Raw genomic sequence first — 25,223 nt, 5'->3', positions numbered from 1 at the left:
CAGGGATCGCGCCAGTTTTTAGAAATTGAGCAAGACAGTTGCTCCCACAAGGGCCACCGACTCTTCATGAATAGCCGAATCATCAAACCGCTGTGCACGGTCATCGCCTTGTTGGTCGGCGCCGTAATCCTCTGGCAGGCCTACAGCGCCTTTCAGGCTCGCTACCTGCGCCCGTTCGACAACCAGGCCACGCTGTTCGACGGTAGCCAGTTACAGCTACCTGCCGAGCTGGCCGGTGCGGGCCCGATCCGCGTGGTGCATTTCTGGGACCCGGCCTGCCCATGCAACGTCGGCAACCAACAGCACCTGGGCGACCTTGTCAGCCAGTTCGCAGGCCACGACGTTACCTTCCATGTGCTGCAAAAGCCTGGCAGCCACGGCCAGCTACCGGCCAATATCGGTAGCTTGCAACCCATCACCCACCTGCCCGGCAGCGAGCAGCTGCCTGCCTCCCCGGCCGTGGCCATCTGGGACCGGCAAGGCCGCCTGGCTTACTTTGGCCCGTACAGCGAAGGCGCCGTGTGCAACGCCAGCAACAGCTTCATCGAGCCAATCCTCAAGGCTTTGCTCGACGGCCGCCAGGTCAGCGCCTCCAATACCCTGGCGGTAGGCTGCTACTGCCCTTGGTCGGGCTGACGGACCCGCGCCGGGTTGCCCACCACCGTCGCGCCCGCGGGCACATCCCGGGTCACCACACTGCCGGCGCCGACGATGGCGTTATCACCGATGCTCACCCCCGGCAGGATGACTGCCGCACCGCCAATCCACACGTTGTCGCCGATGGTCACCGGCCGCCCGCTCTCCAGCCCGCTGCGCCGCACTTCAGGATCGAGCGGATGGTCGGCGGTGTAGATCTGCACGTTGGGGCCGATCTGGCAGTCGTCGCCGATACGCACCGGCACCACATCAAGAATCACGCAGTTGAAGTTCATGAAGGTATTACGGCCAACGCTGATGTTGTAGCCGTAGTCGCAATAGAACGGTGGGCGAATCACCGCGCCTTCGCCAACCTGGCCAAAGTGCTCCACAAGCAGCCCGTGGCGTGCGTCGTTGAGCAGTTCGACACTGTTGTTGTAGCGGTGCATCCAGTGCTTGTTGGCGATCTGCTCAGCCTGCAGTTCAGGGCAGCCAGCGTGGTAGAGCTGGCCGGTGAGCATTTTGTGTTTTTCGCTGAGGGACATGGAAACTCCTTCCTGGGGCTATGCTCTGTTCGCGAATCCGCCGATGATCGGACCACATTTTCCGTTTGAATGCACAAGGAGTCTGAATGAAGCGCAGCCTGACCCTGCTGGCGGTGGTAGTCACCGTGGCCGCTGGCGCCGGTTACTGGTACGTGCAGGGCAAGCTGCCGCAGCGCGAGGGCGAGGTCGCCGTTGCCGGTCTGCAAGCCCCGGTCAGCGTGCGCTACGACGCCCGCGGCGTGCCACACCTGCAGGCACAGAGCGAGCCGGACCTTTACCGCGCACTGGGCTACGTGCATGCCCAGGACCGGCTGTTCCAGATGGAGATCCTGCGCCGCCTGGCCCGTGGTGAACTGGCTGAGGTGCTCGGCGACAAGCTACTGCCCACCGACACCCTGTTCCGCAGCCTGCGCATACGCGAGCAGGCCGCGCTGATGGCCAAGCGGCAGGATCCGCAGGCGCCGGCATGGCAGGCCCTGCAAGCCTACCTCGATGGGGTCAACAGTTGGCAGGCCAGCCACCCCAAACCCACGGAATTCGACCTGCTCGGCATCCCCCCGCGCCCGTTCACCGCCGAGGACACGCTGAGCATCGCCGGCTACCTGGCCTACAGTTTTGCCGCCGCGTTCCGCACCGAGCCTGCTCTGACCTACATCCGCGACCAGCTTGGGCCTGACTACCTGAAAATATTCGACCTTGGCTGGCAACCCGAGGGCGCGCTGGGCACGCCACTGGCCGCCGCCGACTGGCAAAGCCTGGAAGCACTTGCACGCTTAAGCCATGAGGCGCTGGGCGACGCCGGTATCCCGCAGTTCGAAGGCAGCAACGCCTGGGCGGTGGCGGGTAGCCGCACCCGCAGTGGCAAGCCGTTGCTGGCTGGCGACCCGCACATCAGCTTCGCCGTACCTGCGGTGTGGTATGAGGCCGAGCTGTCAGCGCCCGGCTTCAACCTCTACGGCTATTTCCAGGCACTCAACCCGTTCGCCCTGCTCGGCCACAACCGTGACTTTGGCTGGAGCCTGACCATGTTCCAGAACGATGACGTTGACCTGGTCGCCGAAAAGACCAACCCCGCCAACGCCGATCAGGTGATGGTCGATGGCCAGTGGCACACACTGGAAACGACCGAACAGAAGATTGCCGTCAAAGGCGAGCAGCCGGTCACCATCAGCCTGCGCCGCTCGCCCCACGGCCCGATCGTCAACAACGTGCTGGGTAATACCTCCGGCACCACGCCAATCGCCATGTGGTGGGCATTTCTGGAAACTGAAAACCCGATCCTCGACGGCTTCTACCAGCTCAACCGCGCCGACACCCTGGGCAAGATGCGCGAGGCCGCCGCCAAGGTTCACGCGCCCGGGCTCAACTTTGTCTGGGCCAATGCCCGTGGCGATATCGGTTGGTGGGCAGCGGCAAAGCTGCCAATCCGCCCCGACGGCGTCGACCCGGCGTTCATCCTCGACGGCGCCAATGCGCAGGCCGACAAGCTCGGTTTCTACCCCTTCAGCGTCAACCCGCAGCAGGAAAACCCCACGCGCGGCTATATCGTTTCGGCCAACTACCAGCCACCGGCGGCGGTGCCAATACCGGGTTACTACAACCTGCCCGACCGTGGCCGCCAGCTTGATCGTCACCTGGCCAACCCAGAGGTGAAATGGGACACCCAAAACAGCCAGGCACTGCAGCTGGACACCGCCAGTGACTATGGCCCGCGCACCCTTGCCCCGCTCCTGGCAACCCTGCGTGCAGTGGCCGAAGGTGACGAAGAGAAAGAGCTGGTCGAGCAACTGGCGGCTTGGGCTGGCGACTACCCGCTCGACTCGACCAGCGCCACGCTGTTCAACCAGTTCCTCTATGAACTGGCATTCGCGGCCCTGCATGACGAGCTGGGCGATACCTGGTTCCCGGTGCTGATCAGCACCCGCGTGATCGACGCCGCCTTGCCACGCCTGGCAGCGCAAGCCGATTCACCCTGGTGGAACACCCGTGGCGGCAGCCAGCGAACCGACCGTACCGCCGTCGTGCGCACGGCCTGGCAGAAAAGCTTGAAGCATCTGCGTAACACCTTGGGCAGCGATCCGGCCAGCTGGCAATGGGGCAAGGCCCATACCCTGACCCACAACCATCCGCTTGGGGTGAAAAAACCGCTGAACCTGCTGTTCAACGTTGGGCCATTCGCCACACCCGGTACCCATGAAGTGCCGAACAACCTCTCGGCGAAGATCAGCTCTGCGCCATGGCCGGTGACCTATGGGCCGTCGACGCGGCGGCTGATCGACTTCGCCGATGCCGGGCAGGCCCTGACCATCAACCCGGTCGGGCAGAGTGGCGTGCCGTTCGACCGGCATTACGCGGACCAGGCCGAGGGGTATGTGCAGGGGCAGTATCAGCGAGCACAGATGGGGGTGATTCCGGCGCAGAGTACCTTGCGATTGGTGCCAGGGCCGTAAGGGGCTGCCTTGCTCAAAACCCAAAAGTTTGCGCGAGCACTGTGGGGCTTTAGCCGCGAACACCGGCGCAGCCGGTGCCATGCACCGCGTTGGATTCTTCGCGGGTAAACCCGCTCCCACAGGGATCGCGCCAGCTTTCAGAGATCCCAGCAATGAAAACGCCGACACAAAGGTGTCGGCGTTGGGTCATGCAAGGTGAAGCAAGCGCATCAGAACGCCGGCAGCACCGCACCTTGGTACTTCTTGGCAATGAATTCCTTCACTTCAGGGCTGGTCAGGGCCTTGGCCAGTTTCTGGATCGCTTCGCTGTCCTTGTTGTCCGGGCGGGCCACCAGGAAGTTCACGTAGGGCGAATCGGAACCTTCGATCACCAGCGCATCTTTAGCCGGGTTCAGTCCAGCTTCGAGGGCATAGTTGGTGTTGATCATGTCCAGGTCGACCTGGTCCAGCACACGGGGCAGCATGGCCGACTCAAGCTCGCGGAACTTCAGCTTCTTCGGGTTTTCGGCGATGTCCTTGGGGGTGGCCAAGGCATTCTTCGGGTCTTTCAGGGTAATCAGGCCGGCCTTCTGCAGCAGCAGCAGGGCGCGGCCGCTGTTGCTGCCTTCGTTAGGGATGGCAACGGTTGCGCCTTCTTTCAGCTCGCTCAGGGCCTTGACCTTCTTCGAGTAACCACCGAAGGGCTCTACGTGTACACCCACCACGGTTTCCAGGTGGGTGCCCTTGCCTTCGTTGAAGTTCTGCAGGTACGGCAGGGTCTGGAAGTAGTTGGCATCCAGACGCTTCTGGTCAACCTGCACGTTCGGCTGTACGTAATCGGTGAAGACCTTGATCTGAAGGTCCACGCCTTCTTTTGCCAGGGTCGGCTTGATCAGTTCGAGAATTTCGGCGTGCGGTACCGGGGTAGCGGCAACCACCAGTTTCTCGGCAGCAGCGGCCAGGCCGGAGAACGACAGGGCAGCAGCCAGGGCAGTGGTCAGCAGGGTCTTCTTCATGGTGGTCCTTGTTCTGAATCTGGGCCATCGACGATGGCGAATCGGGTGCCCAACCGGTTCACCAGTGGGCTTGAGGCGGACGATACCCAAATTTTTTATTCCGCAACAATATCTTTTACTTAGCTGCTTATTCCAAAAACATAATGGCATCAGCCGCTCTCCCCATGAGCGATGCCTAACGCGCGGGGTCGGGCAGGTCGAGATCCTCTGGCAGGATCTCTTCGCCGTCATTGACCAGCAAGGCAAAGTGGATGACGTTCTCCAGCTCGCGGGTATTACCGGACCAGAAATGTGCCTCCAGCACCCGCTGCGCCGCCTCGCTCACCAAGGGCACAGGCCGCTGCAGGCGCACGCTGTAGATGCCCACGAAGTACTCGGCCAGCGGCAGGATATCGCCCGGTCGCTCGCGCAGCGGCGGCAGCTCCAGCGCGCCCTCGCGCAGATACTGGTACAGGCGCTCGTTGAAGCGCCCTGCACGTACCACACGGGCCAGGTCGATGCTGGTGGCGGCGACCAGGCGCACATCCACCGGCTGTGGCTGCTGCGCACCCACCCGAGTGACCTCGCGGTTTTCCAGGGCCGCCAGCAGCTTGCCCTGGATGGCCAGCGGCAAGTCGGCAATCTCGTCCAGGTACAAGGTGCCGCCGCTGGCCGAACCGAACCAGCCGGCACGGCTGCTGACCGTACCGCCATGGCTACCGGCGCTATAGCCAAATAGCTCGGCATCGGCGTAGGTGGGGCTGATGGCCGCGCAGTTGACCGACACGAACAACCCACCACGGTCGCTGGCACGGTGGATCTGCCGGGCCAGCAGCTCCTTGCCGGTACCGGTCTCGCCACGGATCAGCACCGGCAAAGGTTGTGGCGCCAGGCGCTCAAGGTCCTCGCGCAGCCGCTGCGAGCGCGGGTCGATGAACACCAGCGCCTTGGCACGAATGCTCAGCGGGCTCTTGTCCAGCTCGGGGAAGGTCAGCAGCGGCTGGCCGAACGGGTTTTGAAACGTCATGACGAACTCCCGCCCCAGGCCCGTAATGGCCAGGCGTCAGGCAAAGGGTGAACAGTGAGGGCGATCAGGCGCGGAGCAGTGCGCGCTGCTCGATCCGGCTCTGCAAGCGATACAGGTAGGCGAAGCCTTGTTCCCAGCGCTCATGACCGGACTTGACGTTGATGTGCCCGGCATTGCTCAGCAAACCCGCTTCGGCGCCCCATGCCTGGGCCAGGTACAGCGCCCGTGGCACGTTCACGGCTGGGTCGTTGTCCGAGCTGACAACCTGGCTAGGGAATGGCAGCACCTCGGTAGGGATCGGCGCAAAGTTGCGCAGCACGGGTGCGCACGTGGGCCGTTCGACATCTGCCGGCGCCACCAGCAGTGCACCACGCACCTGCCGCAGCAAGGCCGGGCTGGCCTGCGCTGCCCAATGGGCGACAGTGATGCAACCAAGGCTGTGGGCAATCAGGATCACCGGCGAGCGCTCGGCGGCAATCGCCTGCTCCAGCGCGTGCACCCAGTCCTGCCGCTGCGGGGTAAGCCAGTCTTCCTGTTCGACCCGTGCACTGTTGGGCAAGGTGCGCTGCCAGTGACTTTGCCAATGGTTGTCTGGCGACCCTTGCCAGCCCGGCACAATCAGGTAGCGAATCGAGTCATTGCGCATGGGGACGCCTCCAGTAAGTTTGCGTGCTTGGAGACAAGTATAGGGAAGGCGATATATACGTAAAGGAATAAGGAGATATTTGGTAATTCCCTAATAGAATAAACAACACACTGCAATCGCTCTCGCGTAAAGGGCTGCATAACCGCCCCGTCCACCTTTCAGGTAAGAAAAACCCGGGACCATGCCCGGGTTCTCTTAATCTTGTGCGACTCAGATATCCGCCACCTTCTGCCACACCTTCGGCCGGAAGAACAACGTTTCCCCCCGCGCCAACCCGGTCAGGCTGTCATGGTCTTTCACCACCTCGGCCTCGATCAGCTCGCTCTGCCCTTCCACCTTCAGGGTTACCCGCGTGGTCGCGCCCAACGGCCTAATGTCGCGCACCTCGGCCGCGTGGTGCCCTTCGGTCTCATGCCGCGACAGCGATACCTCGTGCGGGCGGAACAACACGTGGTGGCCCTCGCTCAGGGCAAGGCGGTTGGAGTCCCCCAGGAAGTGGTAGACGAAATCGTTGGCCGGCTGATCGTACACCTCACCCGGCGAGCCGATCTGCTCGATCACGCCCTTGTTCATCACCACGATGCGGTCGGCTACTTCCATGGCTTCTTCCTGGTCGTGGGTAACGAATACCGACGTCAGGTTGATATCCTCGTGCAGCCGCGCCAGCCAGCGACGCAACTCCTTGCGCACCTTGGCATCCAGCGCACCGAATGGCTCGTCCAGCAGCAGCACCTTCGGCTCCACCGCCAGGGCGCGGGCCAGGGCGATACGCTGACGCTGGCCACCGGAAAGCTGCTCAGGGTAGCGATCGGACAGCCAGTCCAGTTGCACCATGTTCAGCAGCTCATGCACCTTCTCGGCAATCTTGCTCTCGCTCGGGCGCTCGCCCTTGGGCTTCATGCGCAGGCCGAAGGCGACGTTGTCGAACACGCTCATGTGGCGGAACAGCGCGTAGTGCTGGAACACGAACCCGACGTTACGGTCACGCACGTCATGGCCGGAAACGTCCTCGCCGTGGAACACGATGTTGCCCTGGTCCGGGGTTTCCAGGCCGGCAATGATGCGCAGCAGGGTGGTCTTGCCGCAGCCGGATGGGCCGAGCAAGGCCACCAGCTCGCCGCTGTTGATGTCCAGGTTGATAGCGTTCAGGGCCTGGAAACTGTTGAAGCGCTTGCTGACGTTACGAACTTCGATCGACATGAATCATTCCTCCGCGGCGCTGTGGCGCAGGCGGTTAATACGGTTCTCGCTCCACTGCTTGAGCAGCAGGATGAAGAGCGCCAGGATCAGCAACAGGCTGGCCACGCTGAAGGCCGCGACGTGGTTGTACTCGTTGTAGAGGATCTCCACATGCAGCGGCAAGGTGTTGGTCACGCCACGGATATGGCCCGACACCACCGACACCGCGCCGAATTCGCCCATGGCCCTCGCGGTACACAGCACCACGCCATAAATCAGGCCCCATTTGATGTTCGGCAGGGTGACGTGCCAGAACATCTGCCAGCCGTTGGCACCGAGCAGCCGTGCAGCTTCCTCCTCTTGCGTGCCCTGCTCCTGCATCAGCGGGATCAGCTCACGGGCCACGAACGGTACGGTAACGAAAATAGTCGCCAGGACAATGCCCGGCAGGGCGAACACGATCTGGATATCGTGGTCCTGCAGCCACGGCCCGAACAGGCCTTGTGCGCCGAACATCAGCACGTAGACCAGGCCGGCGATCACGGGCGAGACCGAGAACGGCAGGTCGATCAGGGTGACCAGGATGCTCTTGCCACGGAAGGTGTACTTGCTCACGCACCAGGCGGCGCTTACGCCAAATACCAGGTTGAGCGGCACCGAGATAACCACGGCGAGCAGGGTTAGCTTCAGCGCCGACAACGCATCGGGTTCGAAAATCGCCTCGAAGAAGGTGCCAAAACCGTTCTTCAGCGCCTGGGATACCACGATCACCAGCGGCAGCAGCAGGAACAGGGTGAACACCAGCCAGCCAAGGCCGATCAGGATACGCCGCGCCGTGGCACTGCCACGGCGGGCGGCGTTGGCTGCGGCACTTGCACTCAGGGATGAACTGGACATGCCGGCCTCCTTCAAGGGGTTTCGATGCGGCGCTGCAGCAGGTTGATCAGCAGCAGCAGGATGAAGGAAACCACCAGCATCAGCACGCCGATGGCGGTCGCGCCGGTGTAGTCGTACTGGTCGAGCTTGACCATGATCAGCAGCGGCAGGATCTCGGTCTTCATCGGCATGTTGCCGGCAATGAAGATCACCGAACCGTACTCGCCTACGCCACGGGCGAAGGCCAGGGCGAAGCCGGTGAGCCATGCCGGCAGCAGGGCCGGTGCCAGGATGTGGCGGAACACCTGCAGTGGTTTGGCCCCCAGGCAGGCTGCAGCTTCTTCCACTTCACGCGGGATGTCGGCCAGTACCGGCTGCACCGTGCGCACCACGAACGGCAAGGTCACGAAGGTCAGTGCCAGGGTGATGCCCAGCGGGGTGTAGGCGATCTTGAAGCCCAGGTCGGTGGCGAACTGGCCGACCCAGCCCTGCGGCGCGTACAGGGCCGTCAGGGCGATACCGGCAACCGCGGTGGGCAAGGCGAACGGCAGGTCGATCATGGCATCGATGATCTTGCGTCCGGGGAAGGTGTAGCGCACCAGCACCCAGGCCAGCAGGGTACCGATCACACCGTTGATGATGGCGGCGAACAGGGCGGTGCCGAAACTCAGCTTGAGCGCGGCGATCACCCGCGGCGCACTGATGATGTTCCAGAACTGCTCGAAGGTCAGCTGCGAGGCATGAATGAACATGGCCGCCAGCGGTATCAGCACGATCAGGCTGAGGTACACCAAGGTGTAGCCCAGCGTCAGCCCGAAGCCGGGTATGACGGGGGAGATGCGACGTGACATAAATATCCCTGGTTGAACGCACTTGGCCCGGAGAGTTTCCGGGCCAGTGCAGGCTTCTGAATCTTGGGGCCCTTACTGTGCCTGATAGATCTGGTCGAACACACCGCCATCATTGAAGAATTTCGGTTGTGCAGCCTTCCACCCACCAAAGTCCTTGTCGATGGTCACCAGGTCCAGTTTCGGGAACTGCTTGCCGAACTCCGCAGCGACTTTCTCGTCACGCGGGCGGTAGAAGTTCTCGGCGGCAATCTTCTGCCCGGCCGGGCTGTACAGGTGCTTGAGGTATTCGCTGGCAATCTCGGTATTGCCCTTGCGCTCGGCGTTCTTGTCGACCACGGCCACTGGCGGCTCGGCCAGGATCGACAGCGACGGCACGACAATGTCGAACTTATCGGCACCACCGTCTTCCTTCAGGGCCAGGAAGGCCTCGTTTTCCCAGGCCAGCAACACGTCGCCCTGGCCATTGTTGACGAAGGTGATGGTCGAACCACGGGCGCCGGTATCCAGCACCGGGACGTGCTTGAACAGCTCCTGCACATACGCCTTGGCCTTCTCTTCGCTACCGCCGGCCTTCAGGCCGTAGGCCCACGCCGCGAGGAAGTTCCAGCGCGCACCGCCAGAGGTCTTCGGGTTTGGGGTGATGACCGAGACGTCCTTCTTGATCAGGTCGCCCCAGTCCTTGATGCCTTTCGGGTTGCCCTTGCGCACCAGGAACACGATGGTCGAGGTGTACGGGGTGCTGGCGTCAGGCAGGCGGGTCTGCCAGTTCTCGGGCAGGGTCTTGCCAAGCTTGGCCACTTCGTCGATGTCGCCGGCCAGGGCCAGGGTCACCACGTCGGCGCGCAGGCCATCGATCACAGCACGGGCCTGCTTGCCCGAACCCCCATGGGATTGCTGGACTTTCACCTTGTCACCCGGGTGGGCCTGTTGCCAGTGTTTGATGAACTCGGCGTTGTACTGCTGGTAAAGCTCACGGGTCGGGTCGTAGGACACGTTGAGCAGTTCGTAGTCCTTGGCGATGGCGGAACCGGCAAAAACAGCACTGGCCAGGGCGGCGAGCGCATAACGGCGGATGGACATGGTGAAGCTCCCGAATGGCATTTTTCCAGTTTTGGATGTTGCGCCGCAGATCAGCCGGGCTTGTTGCCGGGCTGTTGCAGGCGGAACTTCTCCTTGCGCTCGATCTGTACGACCTGAGCGTTGTGCACGGTGATCTCCACCGCACCGAAACGCAGGTCGCGCAAGGCGCTCTGAATTTCACGCAAGAGGGTGGCTTCGTCCTGGCCGTCGATGCTGCGCAGAGATGCACTCATGCTCGTTCTCCTTGGAGTGAGGGCGCCGGGCAGAGGTTTGAAGGGGGGTTGCGCCTGGCTTGAGGGCAATAGTAGTGAGGCGCAGTTATTCTTAAAAATACTGTTTAAGAATTTTTATATAACCTTTTTAAAGCGCACGCCCCTTGTAGGAGCGGGTTTACCCGCGAATACGGTGGTGGATGCACCATCGCATTCGCGGGTAAACCCGCTCCTACAGGGGGCCATATGGGCCTTCAGGAGTGTTTCTGCGGCTCGCGAATCTTGTACCAGGCCACGTACAGCGCCGGCAGGAACAGCAGCGTCAGCAAGGTCGCCACGATGATCCCGCCAATCATGGCGTAGGCCATGGGGCCCCAGAACACCTCGCGGGCAATCGGGATCATGCCCAGGCTCGCCGCCGCCGCCGTCAGCAGGATCGGCCGGCGCCGGTGGTTGGTGGCCTCCACCACCGCATCCCACGGCGACAGGCCGTGGGCTTCGAACTCGTCTATCTGGGTCACCAGAATCACCGAGTTACGAATGATGATGCCCGCCAGCGCAAGGATGCCGAGGATCGCCACGAAGCCCATCGGCGTCCCCGTGGGCACCAACGCCAGCACTACACCAATCAGGCCCAGCGGCGCCACGCTGACCACCAGGAACAGCTTCTGCACGCTGTGCAACTGGATCATCAGGAAGGTCGCCATCAGGAACAGCATCAGTGGGATGACCTTGGCGATCGGCCCCTGGGCCTTGCTGCTTTCTTCAACCGTACCACCCGTGGCCACTTCGTAACCGACCGGCAGCTTGCTGGCGAACTCGTCAATTTTCGGCTTCAACTGGGCCACCAGGTCGGTGGGCTGGATGTCGCCGTTGACCGAGGCCTTGATGGTGATGGTTGGCTTGCGGTCGCGTCGCCATACCAGTGGCTGCTCCAGCTCGTAGCGCACGGTGGCGAACGACAGCAGTGGGATCGAGGTGCCGTTAGGGGTAAGAATTTGCAGGTTCTGCAGAGTATCAGGCGAGCCACGCTCGCTGTCTTCGGCGCGGGCGACCACATCGACCAGGTAGATGTTGTCGTTGACCTGGGTGATCTGCACGCCACTGACGATGCTGTTCATCACATTGGCAACATCTTCGGACGACAGGCCCAGCTGGCGTGCCTTGTCCTGTGCAATTTCCACGCGCAGCACCTTACCCGGCTCGTTCCAGTCGTAGATCATCTCGCCGATGTGCTCGTTCTGGTCGAGCAAGGTGGCCAGCTCAATGGCGTGTTTGCGTACTTGGTCGATGTCGGCACCGCTGACCCGGTACTGGATCGGCCGGCCCACTGGCGGGCCCATCTCCAGCGATTGCACGTTGGTGCCGACACCGACGAATTCTTCATGCAGGATCTTCTGCAGGCGGTCCATCAAGGCCTGACGCTCTTCGAAGCCCTTGCTGACAATCACCAGCTGCGCGTAGTACGGGTTCTGCAACTGCTGATCGAGGGGCAGGTAGAAGCGGATCGCGCCTTGGCCAATGTAGGTACTCCAGTGCACCAGGTCCGGGTCGTCCTTGATCCGCGCCTCGAAGCGGTCGACCACCTTGCGCGTCTCCTCGATCGAAGCGTTCTGCGGCAGGTTGAGGTCGACGAGAATTTCCGGGCGGTCCGAGGACGGGAAAAACTGGTTCTGCACAAAACGCATGCAGAAGATCGACAGGGCGAACAGCACCACGGTGCCGATGATGGTCAACCAGCGGTTGCGCATGCACCACAGCAACCCGCCTTCAAATGCCCGCCCGACCCGGCCAGGCTCAGCCTCGTGGGCCTTGAGGTTGTCGCTTTTGAGAATATGCACCCCAAGCACCGGCGCGAAGAAAACCGCCACCACCCACGACACGATCAGGGCCACGGCGATCACCGCGAACAGGGTAAAGGTGTATTCACCCGCAGAGCTGGCGTTGAGGCCGATAGGCACGAACCCGGCCACGGTCACCAAGGTGCCGGTAAGCATGGGGAAGGCTGTGGAGGTGTAGGCGAACGTCGCCGCCTGCTCCTTGCTTTCGCCCATCTCCAGCCGCGTGACCATTACCTCCACGGTAATCATCGCATCGTCCACCAGCAGGCCAAGCGCAATGATCAGCGCGCCCAGCGAAATCCGCTGCATGGTGATGCCGCTGTACTCCATGAACACGAACACCATGGCCAGCACCAGCGGGATCGAGCAGGCCACCACCAGCCCGGCGCGCACGCCAAGACTGACAAAACTCACGGCCAGCACGATCACCACCGCCTCGAACAACGCGCTGGTGAAACCGCCGACCGCCTGCTTGACCACCACGGCCTGGTCAGAAACGGTGTGTACACCCACACCCACCGGCAGGTCCTGGACCACCTGGTCCATGCGCTTTTTCAACGCCGCACCGAACACCTGAATGTTGCCGCCGGCCTTCATGCCGATGGCGAGGCCAATGGCTGTCTGGCCGTTGTAACGGAACATTGGCGAAGGCGGGTCGACGTAGCCGCGCTCGATGTCGGCGATATCGGCCAGGCGGAAGAAGCGGTCGTTGATCCTCAAGTTGACGGATTGCAGGTCTTTTTCCGAGGCAAACTGCCCGGACGTACGCACCGAGATGCGCTCCGGGCCGGCCTCGATCATGCCGGCCGGCGTCACCGCATTCTGCGCTTGAAGTGCCTGCATCACCTGGCGCTGATCAATACCCAGGGCTGCCAGCTTGCGGGTGGAGAAGTTCAGGTACAGCACTTCGTCCTGGGTGCCGACCAGCTCGATCTTGCCGATGTTGGGTACATCGCGGACCTCGGCCCGTGCCTGTTCCACGTAGTCCCGCAGTTGGCGCAGGGTCAGGCCGTCAGCGGTAAAGGCATAGATCGAGCCGAATACATCACCGAATTCGTCGTTGAAGCCCGGCCCCTGAATACCGGCGGGAAATTCGCCACGAATGTCCTGGATCTTCTTGCGCACCTGGTACCAGATATCCGGAATGTCCTTGGCCTTGGTGGTATCGCGAAGGTACACGTAGACCGTGGACTCGCCGGGGCGGGTGTAGCTTTTGGTGTAGTCGAGCGAGTCGAGTTCTTCGAGCTTCTTCTCGATGCGGTCGGTAACCTGGTACAGGGTTTCGTCCTGAGTCGCACCGGGCCAGCGGGTCTGGATGACCATGGTCTTGATGGTGAACGACGGGTCTTCCTCGCGGCCCAGGTTGAAGTAGGAAAAAATCCCCATCAACAGGCTAACGAACATCAGGTACCAGACGAACGATTGATGCTTGAGTGCCCAGTCGGACAGGTTGAAGCTTCCTTTCATTGCGCATCCTCGTCGAAGGTGACCTTCTGGCCAGGCTTGAGGCTGTTGACGCCGGCTGTGACCACGCGTTCACCGGGCTGCACGCCGGAGCTCAGTACGATGCTGTCAGCGGTGCGGTCGATCAGCGCTACGTCACGGGTGGCCACGGTCTTGTGTTGCGTATCGATCACCCACACCTGGGTCTTGCCGTCACGCTCAAGCAAGGCACTCAGGGGCAGTTCGCTGCGCGGGGACACTTCCGAGCTAAGGGTCACACTGATGGAGGTGCCGAGGTGGAAGGCCGCCGGTGTGCTGGCCAGGGTCAGGCGAGCACGGCGGGTACGGGTGGTGGCATCAGCCTGAGGCTCCAGTTCGCGCAGGCTCGCTGTGGTGTTGATGGTCGGGTCCAGTTGCGAGGCAACAGTGAAGGTCAGGTCTTTGCTCAACTGCTCGGCCAGATCGATCGGCAGGTCGATGACCGCTTCCTTCACGTCCGGCCGGGCCAGGGTCACCACGGCTTGACCAGCGGTTACAGTTTGCCCGGCTTCGGCCTGCCACGCGGTAATCACGGCAGCGTGATCGGAACGCAGGGTGCTGTAGTCGAGCTGATCACGGGCCTGGCTGACGGCGGAGCGGGCCTGTTCCAACGCTGCGCTGGTGGTTTTCAGGTTGGTCTGGGCGATATCCAGCTGTGCCTGGGCGCCAACCCCACGGTCATACAACTGCTGCTGGCGACGGGCATCGGCCTGGGCGTTGATCCACTGTGCCTGCACCTTGGCCAGATCGCCTTCGGCAGCGCGCAGCTGGTTTTGCTGGTCGGTCGGGTCCAGGGTGGCCAAGGTGTCGCCCGGTTTCACCTGGGCCCCGACGTCCAGCCAGCGCCGGGCAATACGCCCGGAAACCCGGAAGCCCAAAGTGCTTTCGAAGCGCGCCTGGATACTGCCGGCGAAGCGGCCCAGCTGCGACTGCACCTGAGGTTCCACCTTGACCGACAGCACTGGCCGGATCGCCTCTGGAGCCTCTTCTTCGCTACTGCAACCAACCAGCAGCACACCGGCCGACAGCATCAGCAGCAGACGCTTCATAGCTCACCCCCTGGGGCCTTGGCGTCGACTTTCTGCACCTGCATGCCGGGGTGCAGCAACTGGCCACCGTTGACCACCACGGTCTCACCGCCTTTCAGGCCGCTGGCGATCACGATCTTGCCGGTGAGGTAACGGCGGATCTCGACTTTGCGCAGTTCCACCTTGTCGCCCTCGCCCACCACCCACACGGCAGGCTCATGCAGGGCCTTGGTCAGCGCCGACCAAGGCAGCTCGACGCTGGGCCGGCCCTGGGCATTGGTGGTGGCAGTAACCGGTGCCCCCAACTGCATCCCGGGCGGCACGTCCTTGAGCCCCACCTTGACCTGCACGGTGCCGCTTTGCGCGGACACGGTGGGGGTGATTTCTCGCACGAAGCCACGGGCCTGGACCTTGGGATCGTCCAGCAGGCTCACGACTACCCCGGCATCGCTGGGCGGTGCCACCAACAAGGATTCATAAACGTTGAACACCGCATCGCGGTCGCCATCGACGGCCAGGCTGAAGATCGGCATGGTCGCCTGCACCACCTGGCCAACCTCGGCCTGGCGCTCGGTGATTACCCCGGCAGCCTCGGAGACCAGTGCGGTGTAGCTGAGTTGCTCGTTGGCATTGGCCAGTTGCGCCTGGGCGGCCTTGAGCGCGCTCTGGTTGCTGCGCAGCGCGGCCTCGGCAGCATCGTATTCGCTCTGGCTGGTGTAGCCCTTGGGCAGCAGTTTTTGCTGGCGCACGAAGGCTGCGCTGGTCTGGGTGACCCGCGCCTGCGCGGCGAACACTTCGGCCTTGGCCGAGTCGACATTGTTCTGCAGGTCTTTCGGGTCGAGCCGGGCCAGCACCTGGTTGGCCTTCACGTGATCGCCCACGTCGACGCTACGCGAAATGATCTTGCCGCCGACGCGGAATGACAAATCGGTCTGCACCCGCGCCTGTACGTCGCCGGTCAGGGTGACCCTGGCAGCGAAATCGGTGGGTTGTACCTGCTGCACACCCACCCGAGGCAGCGTCTCGGGGACCTCTTCCTTGCTACAGCCGGTGAGCATGTACAACAACCCCAGACAGACGACCGACAGCGGAGGCATCAACGCCATGCTGGCTCCTTGCTTGCGCACAAATGATTTGTGGGATGCGACTGTGAGCGTAGTTCAGGGTTCGATAAACATCACTGGCGGGGATCATTCCGGCATTATCACAGCCGGTGCGGGCCTCTTCGCGGGTGAACCCGCTCCCACAGAGATCGTGCCTATGCTGAATTCTGTGCAGTACCTGTGGGAGCGGGTTCACCCGCGAATGGGCCAGTACAGGTACATATAACCTCTGCCATATCCAGAAACCATCCACTTCATTGCGCAGGCATCACAGTTACTACCTTTGGGAGGTCATCTGTTTGCAAGGAAGAACCTGATGCCCAGGGCTCAATCCCATCTGCTTCGTCGTGGTCGCTATTCAGAGCTCGGCAGACTCTATCTGCTGACCACCGCTACCCATCAGCGCAAGCCGCTATTCGATGAATTCCACCATGCACGCTTGGTCATTCATCAATTGCGGCAATCCGATCAGGAACAAGCCTGCCGTTCACTGGCCTGGGTGTTGATGCCCGACCATCTGCATTGGCTGATCGAATTGAAAGGAGCAACGCTGGATACCTTGATGCGCAGGTTCAAGTCCAGGTCCAGTCTCGCGTTACATCAAGCAGGGGTTGAGCATCATCCGGTATGGCAGCCTGGATATCAGGACCGGGCACTGAGAAGGGAGGAAAGCATAGTGCATGTCGCCAGATACATAGTTGCCAACCCGTTGCGGGCCGGCTTGGCAAAAAGTGTCAGGGACTATCCACACTGGGATGCAGTCTGGCTTTGAATGTGTGCTGGGGGAATTCGCGGGTAAACCCGCTCCCACAGCGACCGCGCACATTTTAAAGGTTGTGCACTACGACTGTGGGAGCGGGCGTGCCCGCGAAAGGGCCGGGTCAGGCCGACGCAGCCACCTGCGCCGAGCGCTTGACCTGCGGCTGCGAAGCGTTGGCCGCAGCACCCTCTTCGATCGCCTGCTGAATCGCCTTGCGACGACGCTCTTCGGCCTGGCGGCTGAAGTACCAGACGAAGAAGGTCACCAGCGATACCGACAGCAAGATCAGGCTGGCCACGGCGTTGATCTCCGGTTTCACACCCAGGCGCACCGCCGAGAATACTTCCATTGGCAAGGTGGTAGAACCCGGACCGGACACGAAGCTGGCCAGTACCAGATCGTCCAGCGACAGGGCGAACGACATCATGCCGCCCGCCGCCAGCGACGGTGCGATCATCGGGATGGTGATCAGGAAGAACACCTTCCACGGCTTGGCACCCAGGTCCATCGCCGCTTCCTCGATCGACAGGTCCAGCTCACGCAGGCGAGCCGACACCACCACCGCGACGTACGCCGCACAGAACGTAGTGTGGGCAATCCAGATGGTGACGACCCCACGCTCCTGGGGCCAGCCGATCGACTGCGCCATGGCCACGAACAGCAGCAACAGCGACAGACCGGTGATCACTTCGGGCATTACCAGCGGCGCAGTGACCAGGCCACCGAACAGCGTGCGGCCCTTGAAGCGGGTGACACGGGTCAGTACGAAGGCTGCCAGGGTACCTAGTGCCACCGCTGCCACCGCCGTGTAGCAGGCGATTTCCAGCGAGCGCATCACCGAACCCATCAGCTGGGTGTTGTCGAGCAGGCCGACGTACCACTTGATCGACCAGCCCCCCCACACCGTCACCAGCTTGGAGGCGTTGAACGAGTAGATCACCAGGATCAGCATCGGCAGGTAGATGAACAGCAAGCCGAGCACCAGCATCAGCTTGGAGAAACTGAAGCGTTTCATGCGCGGCCCTCCATCTCTTTGGCCTGGCTACGGTTGAACAGCAGGATCGGCACGATCAGGATCGCCAGCATTACCACCGCCAGGGCAGATGCCACCGGCCAGTCACGGTTGTTGAAGAACTCCTGCCACAGCACTTTACCGATCATCAGGGTTTCCGGACCGCCCAGCAGTTCCGGGATCACGAACTCGCCCACCACCGGAATGAACACCAGCATGCAGCCGGCGATGATGCCGTTTTTCGACAGCGGTACCGTGATCTTCCAGAAGCTGTTGAAGGTGCTCGAACCCAGGTCGGATGCAGCTTCGAGCAGGCTCGGGTCATGCTTCACCAGGTTGGCGAACAGCGGCAGGATCATGAACGGCAGGTACGAATAGACCACGCCGATGTATACCGCCAGGTTGGTGTTGAGGATCTGCAACGGCTGGTCGATCAACCCGGTCCACAGCAGGAAACCGTTGAGCAGGCCGTTGTTGCTGAGGATACCCATCCAGGCATAGACGCGGATCAGGATCGCGGTCCAGGTGGGCATCATGATCAGCAACAGCAGGACCGTCTGGGTCTCCTTCTTGGCATTGGCAATGGAGTAGGCCATCGGGAAGCCGATCAGCAGGCACAGCAGGGTGCTGAAGAAGGCCATCTTCAACGAACCCAGGTAGGCCGCAAGGTACAGATCATCCTCGGTCAACAGCCCGTAGTTGGCCAGGTTGAGGACCAGTTGGACCTTGTCTTCGACGTAGGTGTAGATCTCGGTATACGGCGGAATTGCCACATCAGCTTCGGCAAAACTGATCTTCAGGACGATGAAGAACGGCAGCATGAAGAACAGGAACAGCCAGATGAACGGCACGCCGATCACCAGATGCCGCCCCTCCGGGACCAGACGCTGGAAGGCTCGCTTGAGCTTGCGCAGTTTCATGACCGCAGTACCACGCCGCTGTCGTCTTCCCACCATACGTACACTTCATCGCCCCAGGTAGGACGGGCACCCTGGCGCTCGGCGTTGGCGACGAACGACTGGACGACCTTGCCGCTCGGCAGTTCCACATAGAACACAGAGTGGCCACCCAGGTAGGCGATATCGTGCACCTTGCCGCGCGACCAGTTGTGCTCGAACTCGGGCTGCTTGGTGGTTACCAGCAGTTTCTCCGGGCGCAGGGCGTAGGTGATGTGCTTGTCTTCAACCGAAGTGGTGATGCCGTGGCCCACGTAGATCTTGCGCTCCAGTTCCGGGCTGGCAATGATCGCGTAGCCTTCGGCGTCATCGACCACGTCACCTTCGAACAGGTTGACGTTACCGATGAACTCGCACACCAGGCGGCTGGTAGGTGTCTCGTAGATGTCCACTGGCGAGCCGATCTGGGCGATCCAGCCCAGGTGCATGATGGCGATGCGCTGGGCCATGGTCATGGCCTCTTCCTGGTCATGGGTCACCATCACGCAGGTCACACCCACGCGCTCGATGATCTCGACCAGCTCCAGCTGCATCTGCGAACGCAGTTTCTTGTCCAGTGCCCCCATTGGCTCGTCGAGCAGCAACAGCTTGGGGCGCTTGGCCAGCGAGCGGGCCAACGCCACACGCTGACGCTGGCCGCCCGACAACTGGTGCGGCTTGCGCTTGGCGTACTGGGTCATGTGCACCAGTTTGAGCATCTCGGCCACGCGCGCATCGATCTCGGCCTTGGGCAGCTTGTCCTGCTGCAGGCCGAAGGCGATGTTCTGTGCCACGGTCATGTGCGGGAACAGTGCGTAGGACTGGAACATCATGTTGATCGGCCGCTCGTAGGGCGGCATGTCGGTGATGTCGACGCCATCGAGGAAGATCCGACCTTCGCTAGGGCGCTCGAAGCCGGCCAGCATGCGCAGCAAGGTAGACTTGCCGGAACCGGAGCCACCCAGCAAGGCGAAGATCTCACCCTTGCGAATTTCCAGGGACACATCGTCCACGGCTACCGTTTCGTCGAACTTTTTCGTGACCCGGTCGATCTTGACCAGCACCTGCTTGGGTTGCTGGTCACCCTCGAGGGCTTTTTTATAGGCACCGGAGGCAACTGCCATGAGTGAAACTCCCAACAAGATTTTTGTGCCCGCGCGGCCAGACCTGCAGAGGCCGCCGCGGGTCTGGATTTTTTACTTGCCCGACTTGACCTTGGTCCAGCTACGGGTCATCAGCCGTTGCACCTTGGGTGGCAACTCTGAGTTCACGAACATCTTGTTCAGCACTTCCTGCGGTGGGTAAACCGCAGCGTCAGTCCTCACGGCCTGGTCCATCAGGTCGCCAGCCTTGGGGTTCGGGTTGGCGTAACCGACGTAATCACTGACCTGGGCGATAACCTCAGGTTTCAGCAAATAGTTGATGAAGGCATGCGCCTCTTTGACGTTCTTGGCGTCCTTGGGGATCGCCAGCACGTCGAACCAGAGGTTGCCGCCTTCCTTGGGAATGGCGTAGGCCAGGTTCACGCCCTTCTTCGCTTCTTCAGCGCGGGCCTTGGCCTGGAACACATCACCCGAGAAACCTGCCGCGACGCAGATGTCGCCGTTGGCCAGGTCGGTGATGTACTTGGACGAGTGGAAGTAGGTCACGTACGGGCGCACCGCCAGCAGCTTCTGCTCGGCCTTGGCGTAATCCTTGGGGTCGGTGCTGTTCGGGTTGAGGCCCATGTAGTTGAGCACCGCTGGCAGCATTTCGTCCGCCGAGTCGAGGAAGGCCACACCGCACTTGGAGAGCTTCTTCATGTTTTCGGGCTCGAACAGCACGGCCCAGGAGTCGATGGTATCCACGCCCAGCGCAGCCTTGACCTTGTCGACGTTGTAACCGATGCCGTTGGTGCCCCACAGATAAGGCACCGCGTACTGGTTACCCGGGTCGTTCTTTTCCAGGCGCTTCATCAATGCCGGGTCGAGGTTGGAATAGTTGGGCAGCAGGTGCTTGTCGAGCTTCTGGAACGCGCCCGCCTTGATCTGCTTGCCGAGGAAATGGTTGGACGGCACCACCACGTCATAACCGGTGTTACCGGCCAGCAGCTTGCCTTCCAGGGTTTCGTTGGAGTCGAACACGTCTTGCACAGACTTGATGCCCGTGGCGCTCTCGAAGTCCGCGAGTGTGGTCGGGCCGATGTAGTCGGACCAGTTATAGAAGTGCACCGTCGGCGCCGCTTGGACGCTGCATGCCAGCGTCAGGCCCGCGCCGGCCATCAAGGCCTTGCGGAATACAGAAATAGACAAGTGGGGGTCCTCACAATCAGTGCCTGGGTAGCGACAATGCTGCCGCACACGCAAAACCGGCGCGCAACTTAACTTCGCAGCTTCGATGCCGCAATCATCAATTACCTTTCAATGGCTCTGGGCCGAAAAAACCGGCCCAGAGCTGTCGCATCGGACTTACTTGCCCGACTTGATCTTCGTCCAGCTGCGGGTGATCACTCGCTGCACAGAAGCGTCAGGCGCAGCGATCGCGTACAGCTGCTTCTTCACTTCGGCAGGCGGGTAGATGCTCGGGTCGCTGGTGATGTCTTTGTCCACGAACTGGGTAGCAGCAGCGTTACCGTTCGGGAAGCGCACGGCGTTGGTGATTTCAGCCATGATTTCCGGCTGCATCAGGAAGTTCATGAACTGGTAGGCAGCGTCTTTATGCTCGGCATCTTTCGGGATGGCGACCATGTCGTAGAAGGTCCCGGCACCTTCCTTCGGAATGACGTAGTCCACTTTGACCTTGTCGCCCGCTTCATGGGCACGGGCCTTGGATTGCTCCAGGTCACCCGAGTAACCGACGGCTACACAGATGTTGCCGTTGGCCATATCGCCAATGTACTTGGACGAGTGGAAGTAGGTGATCGAAGGACGGATCTTGAGGAACAGGTCCTCGGCGGCCTTCAGGTCTTCTTTCTTGGTGCTGTCGGTCGGCTTGCCGAGGTAGTGCAGCGCAGCCGGGAGCATTTCGGTCGGGGCGTCGAGGAAGCTCACGCCGCAGCTCTTGAGCTTGGCGATGTTCTCAGGCTTGAACACCACGTCCCACGAGTCGATCTTGTCCACGCCCAGCGCAGCCTTGACCTTCTCCGGGTTGTAGCCGATGCCGATCGAGCCCCACATATAAGGGAAGGCATGCTTGTTGCCCTTGTCGCTGGCATCGCCAACGGCCTTGAGCAGGTCGGGGTCGAGGTTTTTCCAGTTCGGCAGTTTCGAACGGTCCAGTTCCTCGTACACACCCGCCTTGATCTGCTTGGCCAGGAAGTTGTTCGACGGCACGACGATGTCATAGCCCGACTTGCCTGCCAGCAGCTTGGCTTCCAGGGTTTCGTTGCTGTCGAAGACGTCGTACTTGACCTTGATACCCGTCTGCTTCTCGAACTTGGCGATGGTGTCCGGAGCGATGTAGTCCGACCAGTTATAGACGTTCAACACTTTGTCTTCAGCCTGAACAGCGGAGGCCATGGCGCCCATCAGGGCGGCGGCCAGCAACGTTTTGCCCATTTTATTCATGCGTAATGCTCCAGAATTTTTATTTAGCAACTGTCCAGCAGCCAGAACCCACGGTGCAGAGCGTGCGGCGACTGAAACAGCCGCTAGTCTGGCAAGTTACAAGGCCCTGTATCAAGGAAAGCAGGGCCATGTAACGGCTTAATGTCACAACGCTAGCCTAGCAAACGCTTATCGAATCGCCTCAAGGGTAAGATCCAGGCACTTGCGTGCCTTTTCCACCAGTTCGTCGATCTCCGCATGGCTGATTACCAGCGGCGGCGCGATGATCATGGTGTCACCCACCGCACGCATGATCAGGCCGTTCTCGAAGCAGAAGGTGCGACAGATCATGCCCACGCCCTTGCCCTCGTAACGGCTGCGGGTGGCCTTGTCCTTGACCAGCTCGATCGCACCCAGCATGCCCAGGCCGCGTACTTCACCCACCAGTGGATGGTCCTGCAGCTCGCGCAAACGCTTTTGCAAATACGGTGCCGCATCTGTGCGCGCCTTCTCGACAATTTTCTCGTCACGCAGGATGCGCAGGTTTTCCAGGCCCACCGCGGCCGCCACCGGGTGGCCGGAGTAGGTGAAACCGTGGTTGAAGTCGCCGCCTTCGCTGATCACCTTGGCCACGGTGTCACGCACGATCACACCGCCCATGGGGATGTAACCAGAGGTCAGGCCTTTCGCGATGGTCATCAGGTCGGGCTTGAGGTCGTAATAGTCCGAACCGAACCACTCGCCGGTACGGCCGAAGCCGCAGATCACCTCGTCGGCGACGAACAGGATGTCGTACTTGGCGAGGATCTCCTTCACCTTCGGCCAGTAGGTTTCCGGCGGGATGATCACGCCACCTGCGCCCTGGATCGGCTCGGCGATGAAGGCAGCGACGTTGTCTTCGCCGACTTCGAGGATCTTCTTCTCCAACTGCTCGGCAGCCCAGACACCGAATTCGTCAGGGGTCATGTCGCCGCCCTCGCCGAACCAGTAAGGCTGAGGGATGTGAACGATACCCGGGATCGGCAAGCCACCCTGCTCGTGCATGCCGCTCATGCCACCCAGGCAAGCACCGGCGAAGGTGGAGCCGTGGTAACCGTTGATACGACCGATGATGGTCTGCTTGTGCGGTTTGCCCTTCAGCGCCCAGTAGTGACGCACCATGCGCAGCACTGTGTCGTTGCCTTCGGAGCCGGAGCCGGTGAAGAACACATGGGTCATACCTTTCGGCGCCACATCGGTGATCGCCTTGGCCAGCTCGAGCGCAGGTGGGTGAGCGGTCTGGAAGAACAGGTTGTAGTACGGCAGCTCGCGCATCTGTTTTTCCGCCGCCTGCACCAGCTCTTCACGGCCGTAGCCGACCGCCACGCACCATAGACCGGCCATGCCGTCGAGGATCTTGTGCCCCTCGCTATCCCACAAATGCACACCCTGGGCCTTGGTGATGATGCGCGGCCCCTTCTCCTTCAGCTGCTTGTAGTCACTGAAGGGTGCGAGGTGATGCTCCCCGCTCAGGGCTTGCCATTCACGGGTTTGCGGGTTGTTGACGCTCATGTGCTTCTCCGTTATTGGACCGCCGCGCTCCTGCGGCACCAGGGTTGATCAGACAGCGAACAGCAGGAACTCACGCTCCCAGGAACTGATGACGCGCTTGAAGTTTTCGTGCTCGGCGCGCTTGGTGGCGACATATCCGGTAATGAATTTCTTGCCGAGGTACTGCACCAGCGCACGGCTGTTTTCCATGCGTTCCAGGGCGTCTTCGATGGTCAGGGGCAGGCGCAGGTTGCGGCGTTCGTAACCACGCCCCTGCACTGGCGCGCTGGCCTCGATACCTTCGACCATGCCGATGTAGCCACACAGCAGGCTGGCGGCGATGGCCAGGTAAGGGTTGGCGTCGGCGCCCGGCAGGCGGTTCTCGACGCGCCGGCTTTGCGGGCCGGCATCCGGTACGCGCAGGCCGACGGTGCGGTTTTCTTCGCCCCACTCCACGTTCACCGGCGCCGAGGTGTCGGGCAGGAAACGGCGGAACGAGTTGACGTTAGGCGCGAACAGCGGCAGCGCCTCGGGGATGAACTTCTGCAGGCCGCCAATGTGGTTGAGGAACAGCTCGCTCATGCTGCCGTCTTCATTGCTGAAGATGTTCTTGCCGGTCGCCACGTCGACCACGCTCTGGTGAAGGTGCATGGCACTGCCTGGCTCGCCGGTCATCGGTTTGGCCATGAAAGTGGCGGCCACGTTGTGCTTGAGCGCCGCTTCGCGCATGGTGCGCTTGAACACCAGGATCTGGTCGGCCAGGTGCAAGGCGTCGCCGTGACGGAAGTTGATTTCCATCTGCGCCGTGCCGTCTTCGTGGATCAGCGTGTCGAGGTCCAGTTGCTGCAGCTCGCACCAGTCGTAGACGTCTTCGAACAGCGGGTCGAATTCGTTGGCCGCTTCGATCGAGAACGACTGACGGCCGGTTTCCGGGCGACCGGAACGGCCAACCGGGGGCTGCAGCGGAAAGTCCGGGTCCTCGCTGCGCTTGGTCAGATAGAACTCCATCTCGGGGGCGACGATCGGCTGCCAGCCCTTGTCGGCGTAAAGCTTGAGCACTTTTTTCAGCACGTTGCGCGGCGACAGTTCGACCGGGTTGCCCTTCTTGTCGTAGGTGTCATGAATGACCTGCGCGGTCGGCTCGATGGCCCACGGCACGAGGAACACGGCGTTCTCGTCAGGGCGGCAGATCATGTCGATGTCTGCCGGGTCGAGCAGTTCGTAATAGATGTCGTCGTCGACGTAGTCACCGGTCACGGTCTGCAGCAGTACGCTCTCGGGCAGCCGCATGCCTTTCTCGGCGATGAATTTGTTGGTTGGCGAAATCTTGCCGCGCGTGATGCCGGTCAGGTCGCTGATCATGCATTCGACTTCGGTGATCTTGTGCTCTTTCAACCAATCGGTGAGCTGGTCGAGGTTGTTACTCATAAATACCTCAGGAGGTAAGGTGGTCCACGACTTGATTCTGGATGGAGTAGATTGCTAAAGCAAAAACCCACGCGCAGAGCCACAGTGGATACACTGAAATCAGC

At 61.5% G+C, this 25,223-nt stretch carries 22 protein-coding genes; 3 read left to right on the top strand and 19 right to left on the bottom strand.

The annotated features are described in order from the left end of the window. Window positions 1-66 precede the first annotated feature (66 nt). Window positions 67-636 (top strand): DUF6436 domain-containing protein, encoded by a 570-nt coding sequence (locus tag ACF8GF_RS11375; RefSeq protein WP_176682799.1) that lies wholly within the window; start codon window positions 67-69, stop codon window positions 634-636. Here the strand turns inward: ACF8GF_RS11375 and ACF8GF_RS11370 are convergent. Next, window positions 615-1,181 carry a sugar O-acetyltransferase gene (locus ACF8GF_RS11370; protein WP_392487770.1) on the bottom strand — a complete coding sequence of 189 codons (567 nt, stop codon included), beginning with the start codon at window positions 1,179-1,181 and terminating at the stop codon, window positions 615-617. The two genes, ACF8GF_RS11375 and ACF8GF_RS11370, sit on opposite strands and share 22 nt — an antisense overlap. 86 nt (window positions 1,182-1,267) lie before the next feature. On the opposite strand from ACF8GF_RS11370, the gene ACF8GF_RS11365 reads away from it, so the two are divergent. Further along, on the top strand, window positions 1,268-3,631 hold the full coding sequence (locus ACF8GF_RS11365; RefSeq protein WP_176682800.1) for a penicillin acylase family protein: 2,364 nt from the start codon (window positions 1,268-1,270) through the stop codon (window positions 3,629-3,631). Window positions 3,632-3,840: 209 nt separating this feature from the next. On the opposite strand, the gene ACF8GF_RS11360 is transcribed toward ACF8GF_RS11365, so the two are convergent. The 11 genes from ACF8GF_RS11360 to ACF8GF_RS11310 form a co-directional block, all read right to left on the bottom strand. After that, on the bottom strand, window positions 3,841-4,626 hold the full coding sequence (locus tag ACF8GF_RS11360) for a MetQ/NlpA family ABC transporter substrate-binding protein (RefSeq protein ID WP_176682801.1): 786 nt from the start codon (window positions 4,624-4,626) through the stop codon (window positions 3,841-3,843). A gap of 175 nt (window positions 4,627-4,801) precedes the next feature. Continuing rightward, a complete protein-coding gene (locus ACF8GF_RS11355; protein WP_176682802.1) occupies window positions 4,802-5,632 on the bottom strand; it encodes a sigma 54-interacting transcriptional regulator in 831 nt (276 codons plus the stop codon). Window positions 5,633-5,696: 64 nt separating this feature from the next. Beyond that, on the bottom strand, window positions 5,697-6,278 hold the full coding sequence (locus ACF8GF_RS11350) for an alpha/beta hydrolase (protein ID WP_176682803.1): 582 nt from the start codon (window positions 6,276-6,278) through the stop codon (window positions 5,697-5,699). Between the two features lie 210 nt (window positions 6,279-6,488). After that, window positions 6,489-7,478: a sulfate/molybdate ABC transporter ATP-binding protein gene (locus tag ACF8GF_RS11345; RefSeq protein ID WP_003248965.1), complete on the bottom strand. Its 990-nt coding sequence runs from the start codon at window positions 7,476-7,478 to the stop codon at window positions 6,489-6,491. A gap of 3 nt (window positions 7,479-7,481) precedes the next feature. Further along, window positions 7,482-8,354 (bottom strand): sulfate ABC transporter permease subunit CysW, encoded by an 873-nt coding sequence (cysW, locus tag ACF8GF_RS11340; protein ID WP_176682804.1) that lies wholly within the window; start codon window positions 8,352-8,354, stop codon window positions 7,482-7,484. An 11-nt stretch (window positions 8,355-8,365) separates the two neighbouring features. Beyond that, window positions 8,366-9,184 (bottom strand): sulfate ABC transporter permease subunit CysT, encoded by an 819-nt coding sequence (gene cysT, locus ACF8GF_RS11335; protein ID WP_010955699.1) that lies wholly within the window; start codon window positions 9,182-9,184, stop codon window positions 8,366-8,368. A 72-nt stretch (window positions 9,185-9,256) separates the two neighbouring features. Continuing rightward, on the bottom strand, window positions 9,257-10,264 hold the full coding sequence (locus tag ACF8GF_RS11330; RefSeq protein WP_392487771.1) for a sulfate ABC transporter substrate-binding protein: 1,008 nt from the start codon (window positions 10,262-10,264) through the stop codon (window positions 9,257-9,259). Between the two features lie 50 nt (window positions 10,265-10,314). Then, the gene (oscA, locus tag ACF8GF_RS11325; protein ID WP_021783559.1) at window positions 10,315-10,497 is read right to left on the bottom strand and encodes a sulfur starvation response protein OscA; all 183 of its coding nucleotides are present in this window, start codon (window positions 10,495-10,497) and stop codon (window positions 10,315-10,317) included. Between the two features lie 233 nt (window positions 10,498-10,730). Continuing rightward, the gene (locus ACF8GF_RS11320) at window positions 10,731-13,784 is read right to left on the bottom strand and encodes an efflux RND transporter permease subunit (protein WP_392487772.1); all 3,054 of its coding nucleotides are present in this window, start codon (window positions 13,782-13,784) and stop codon (window positions 10,731-10,733) included. Then, window positions 13,781-14,848, bottom strand: a complete 1,068-nt coding sequence (locus ACF8GF_RS11315) for an efflux RND transporter periplasmic adaptor subunit (protein WP_176682807.1) — start codon at window positions 14,846-14,848, stop codon at window positions 13,781-13,783. Before ACF8GF_RS11315 ends, ACF8GF_RS11320 begins: the two co-directional genes overlap by 4 nt. Continuing rightward, window positions 14,845-15,933, bottom strand: coding sequence for an efflux RND transporter periplasmic adaptor subunit (locus tag ACF8GF_RS11310; protein WP_209969279.1), 1,089 nt, complete (start codon window positions 15,931-15,933; stop codon window positions 14,845-14,847). Before ACF8GF_RS11310 ends, ACF8GF_RS11315 begins: the two co-directional genes overlap by 4 nt. 313 nt (window positions 15,934-16,246) lie before the next feature. Here ACF8GF_RS11310 and ACF8GF_RS11305 point away from each other — a divergent pair, with 313 nt between their 5' ends. After that, window positions 16,247-16,702 (top strand): transposase, encoded by a 456-nt coding sequence (locus ACF8GF_RS11305; RefSeq protein WP_176682809.1) that lies wholly within the window; start codon window positions 16,247-16,249, stop codon window positions 16,700-16,702. Window positions 16,703-16,811: 109 nt separating this feature from the next. Here the strand turns inward: ACF8GF_RS11305 and ACF8GF_RS11300 are convergent, their stop codons facing one another. The 7 genes from ACF8GF_RS11300 to ACF8GF_RS11270 form a co-directional block, all read right to left on the bottom strand. Further along, complete coding sequence (locus ACF8GF_RS11300) at window positions 16,812-17,705, bottom strand: ABC transporter permease subunit (protein WP_021783554.1); 894 nt, start codon at window positions 17,703-17,705, stop codon at window positions 16,812-16,814. Further along, window positions 17,702-18,622 (bottom strand): ABC transporter permease subunit, encoded by a 921-nt coding sequence (locus tag ACF8GF_RS11295; protein WP_176682810.1) that lies wholly within the window; start codon window positions 18,620-18,622, stop codon window positions 17,702-17,704. Before ACF8GF_RS11295 ends, ACF8GF_RS11300 begins: the two co-directional genes overlap by 4 nt. Further along, on the bottom strand, window positions 18,619-19,761 hold the full coding sequence (potA, locus tag ACF8GF_RS11290) for a polyamine ABC transporter ATP-binding protein (protein WP_021783552.1): 1,143 nt from the start codon (window positions 19,759-19,761) through the stop codon (window positions 18,619-18,621). The genes ACF8GF_RS11295 and potA overlap by 4 nt, the downstream gene beginning before the upstream one ends. Before the next feature lie 72 nt (window positions 19,762-19,833). Further along, complete coding sequence (locus tag ACF8GF_RS11285) at window positions 19,834-20,928, bottom strand: polyamine ABC transporter substrate-binding protein (protein WP_176682811.1); 1,095 nt, start codon at window positions 20,926-20,928, stop codon at window positions 19,834-19,836. Window positions 20,929-21,084: 156 nt separating this feature from the next. Further along, complete coding sequence (locus ACF8GF_RS11280; RefSeq protein ID WP_209969265.1) at window positions 21,085-22,182, bottom strand: polyamine ABC transporter substrate-binding protein; 1,098 nt, start codon at window positions 22,180-22,182, stop codon at window positions 21,085-21,087. 168 nt (window positions 22,183-22,350) lie between these two features. Next, entirely contained in the window at window positions 22,351-23,712 is a 1,362-nt protein-coding gene (locus ACF8GF_RS11275) for an aspartate aminotransferase family protein (protein ID WP_176682813.1), read from the bottom strand. 48 nt (window positions 23,713-23,760) lie between these two features. Next, window positions 23,761-25,119, bottom strand: a complete 1,359-nt coding sequence (locus tag ACF8GF_RS11270; protein WP_003253727.1) for a glutamine synthetase family protein — start codon at window positions 25,117-25,119, stop codon at window positions 23,761-23,763. Window positions 25,120-25,223: the final 104 nt, after the last annotated feature.

The organism is Pseudomonas sp. yb_5 (assembly GCF_043103865.1).
In the GTDB taxonomy this organism is placed as follows: domain Bacteria; phylum Pseudomonadota; class Gammaproteobacteria; order Pseudomonadales; family Pseudomonadaceae; genus Aquipseudomonas; species Aquipseudomonas putida_Y.
Note: the sequence above shows the minus strand (reverse complement) of the source record. Positions and strands in the feature narration are given on the sequence as shown.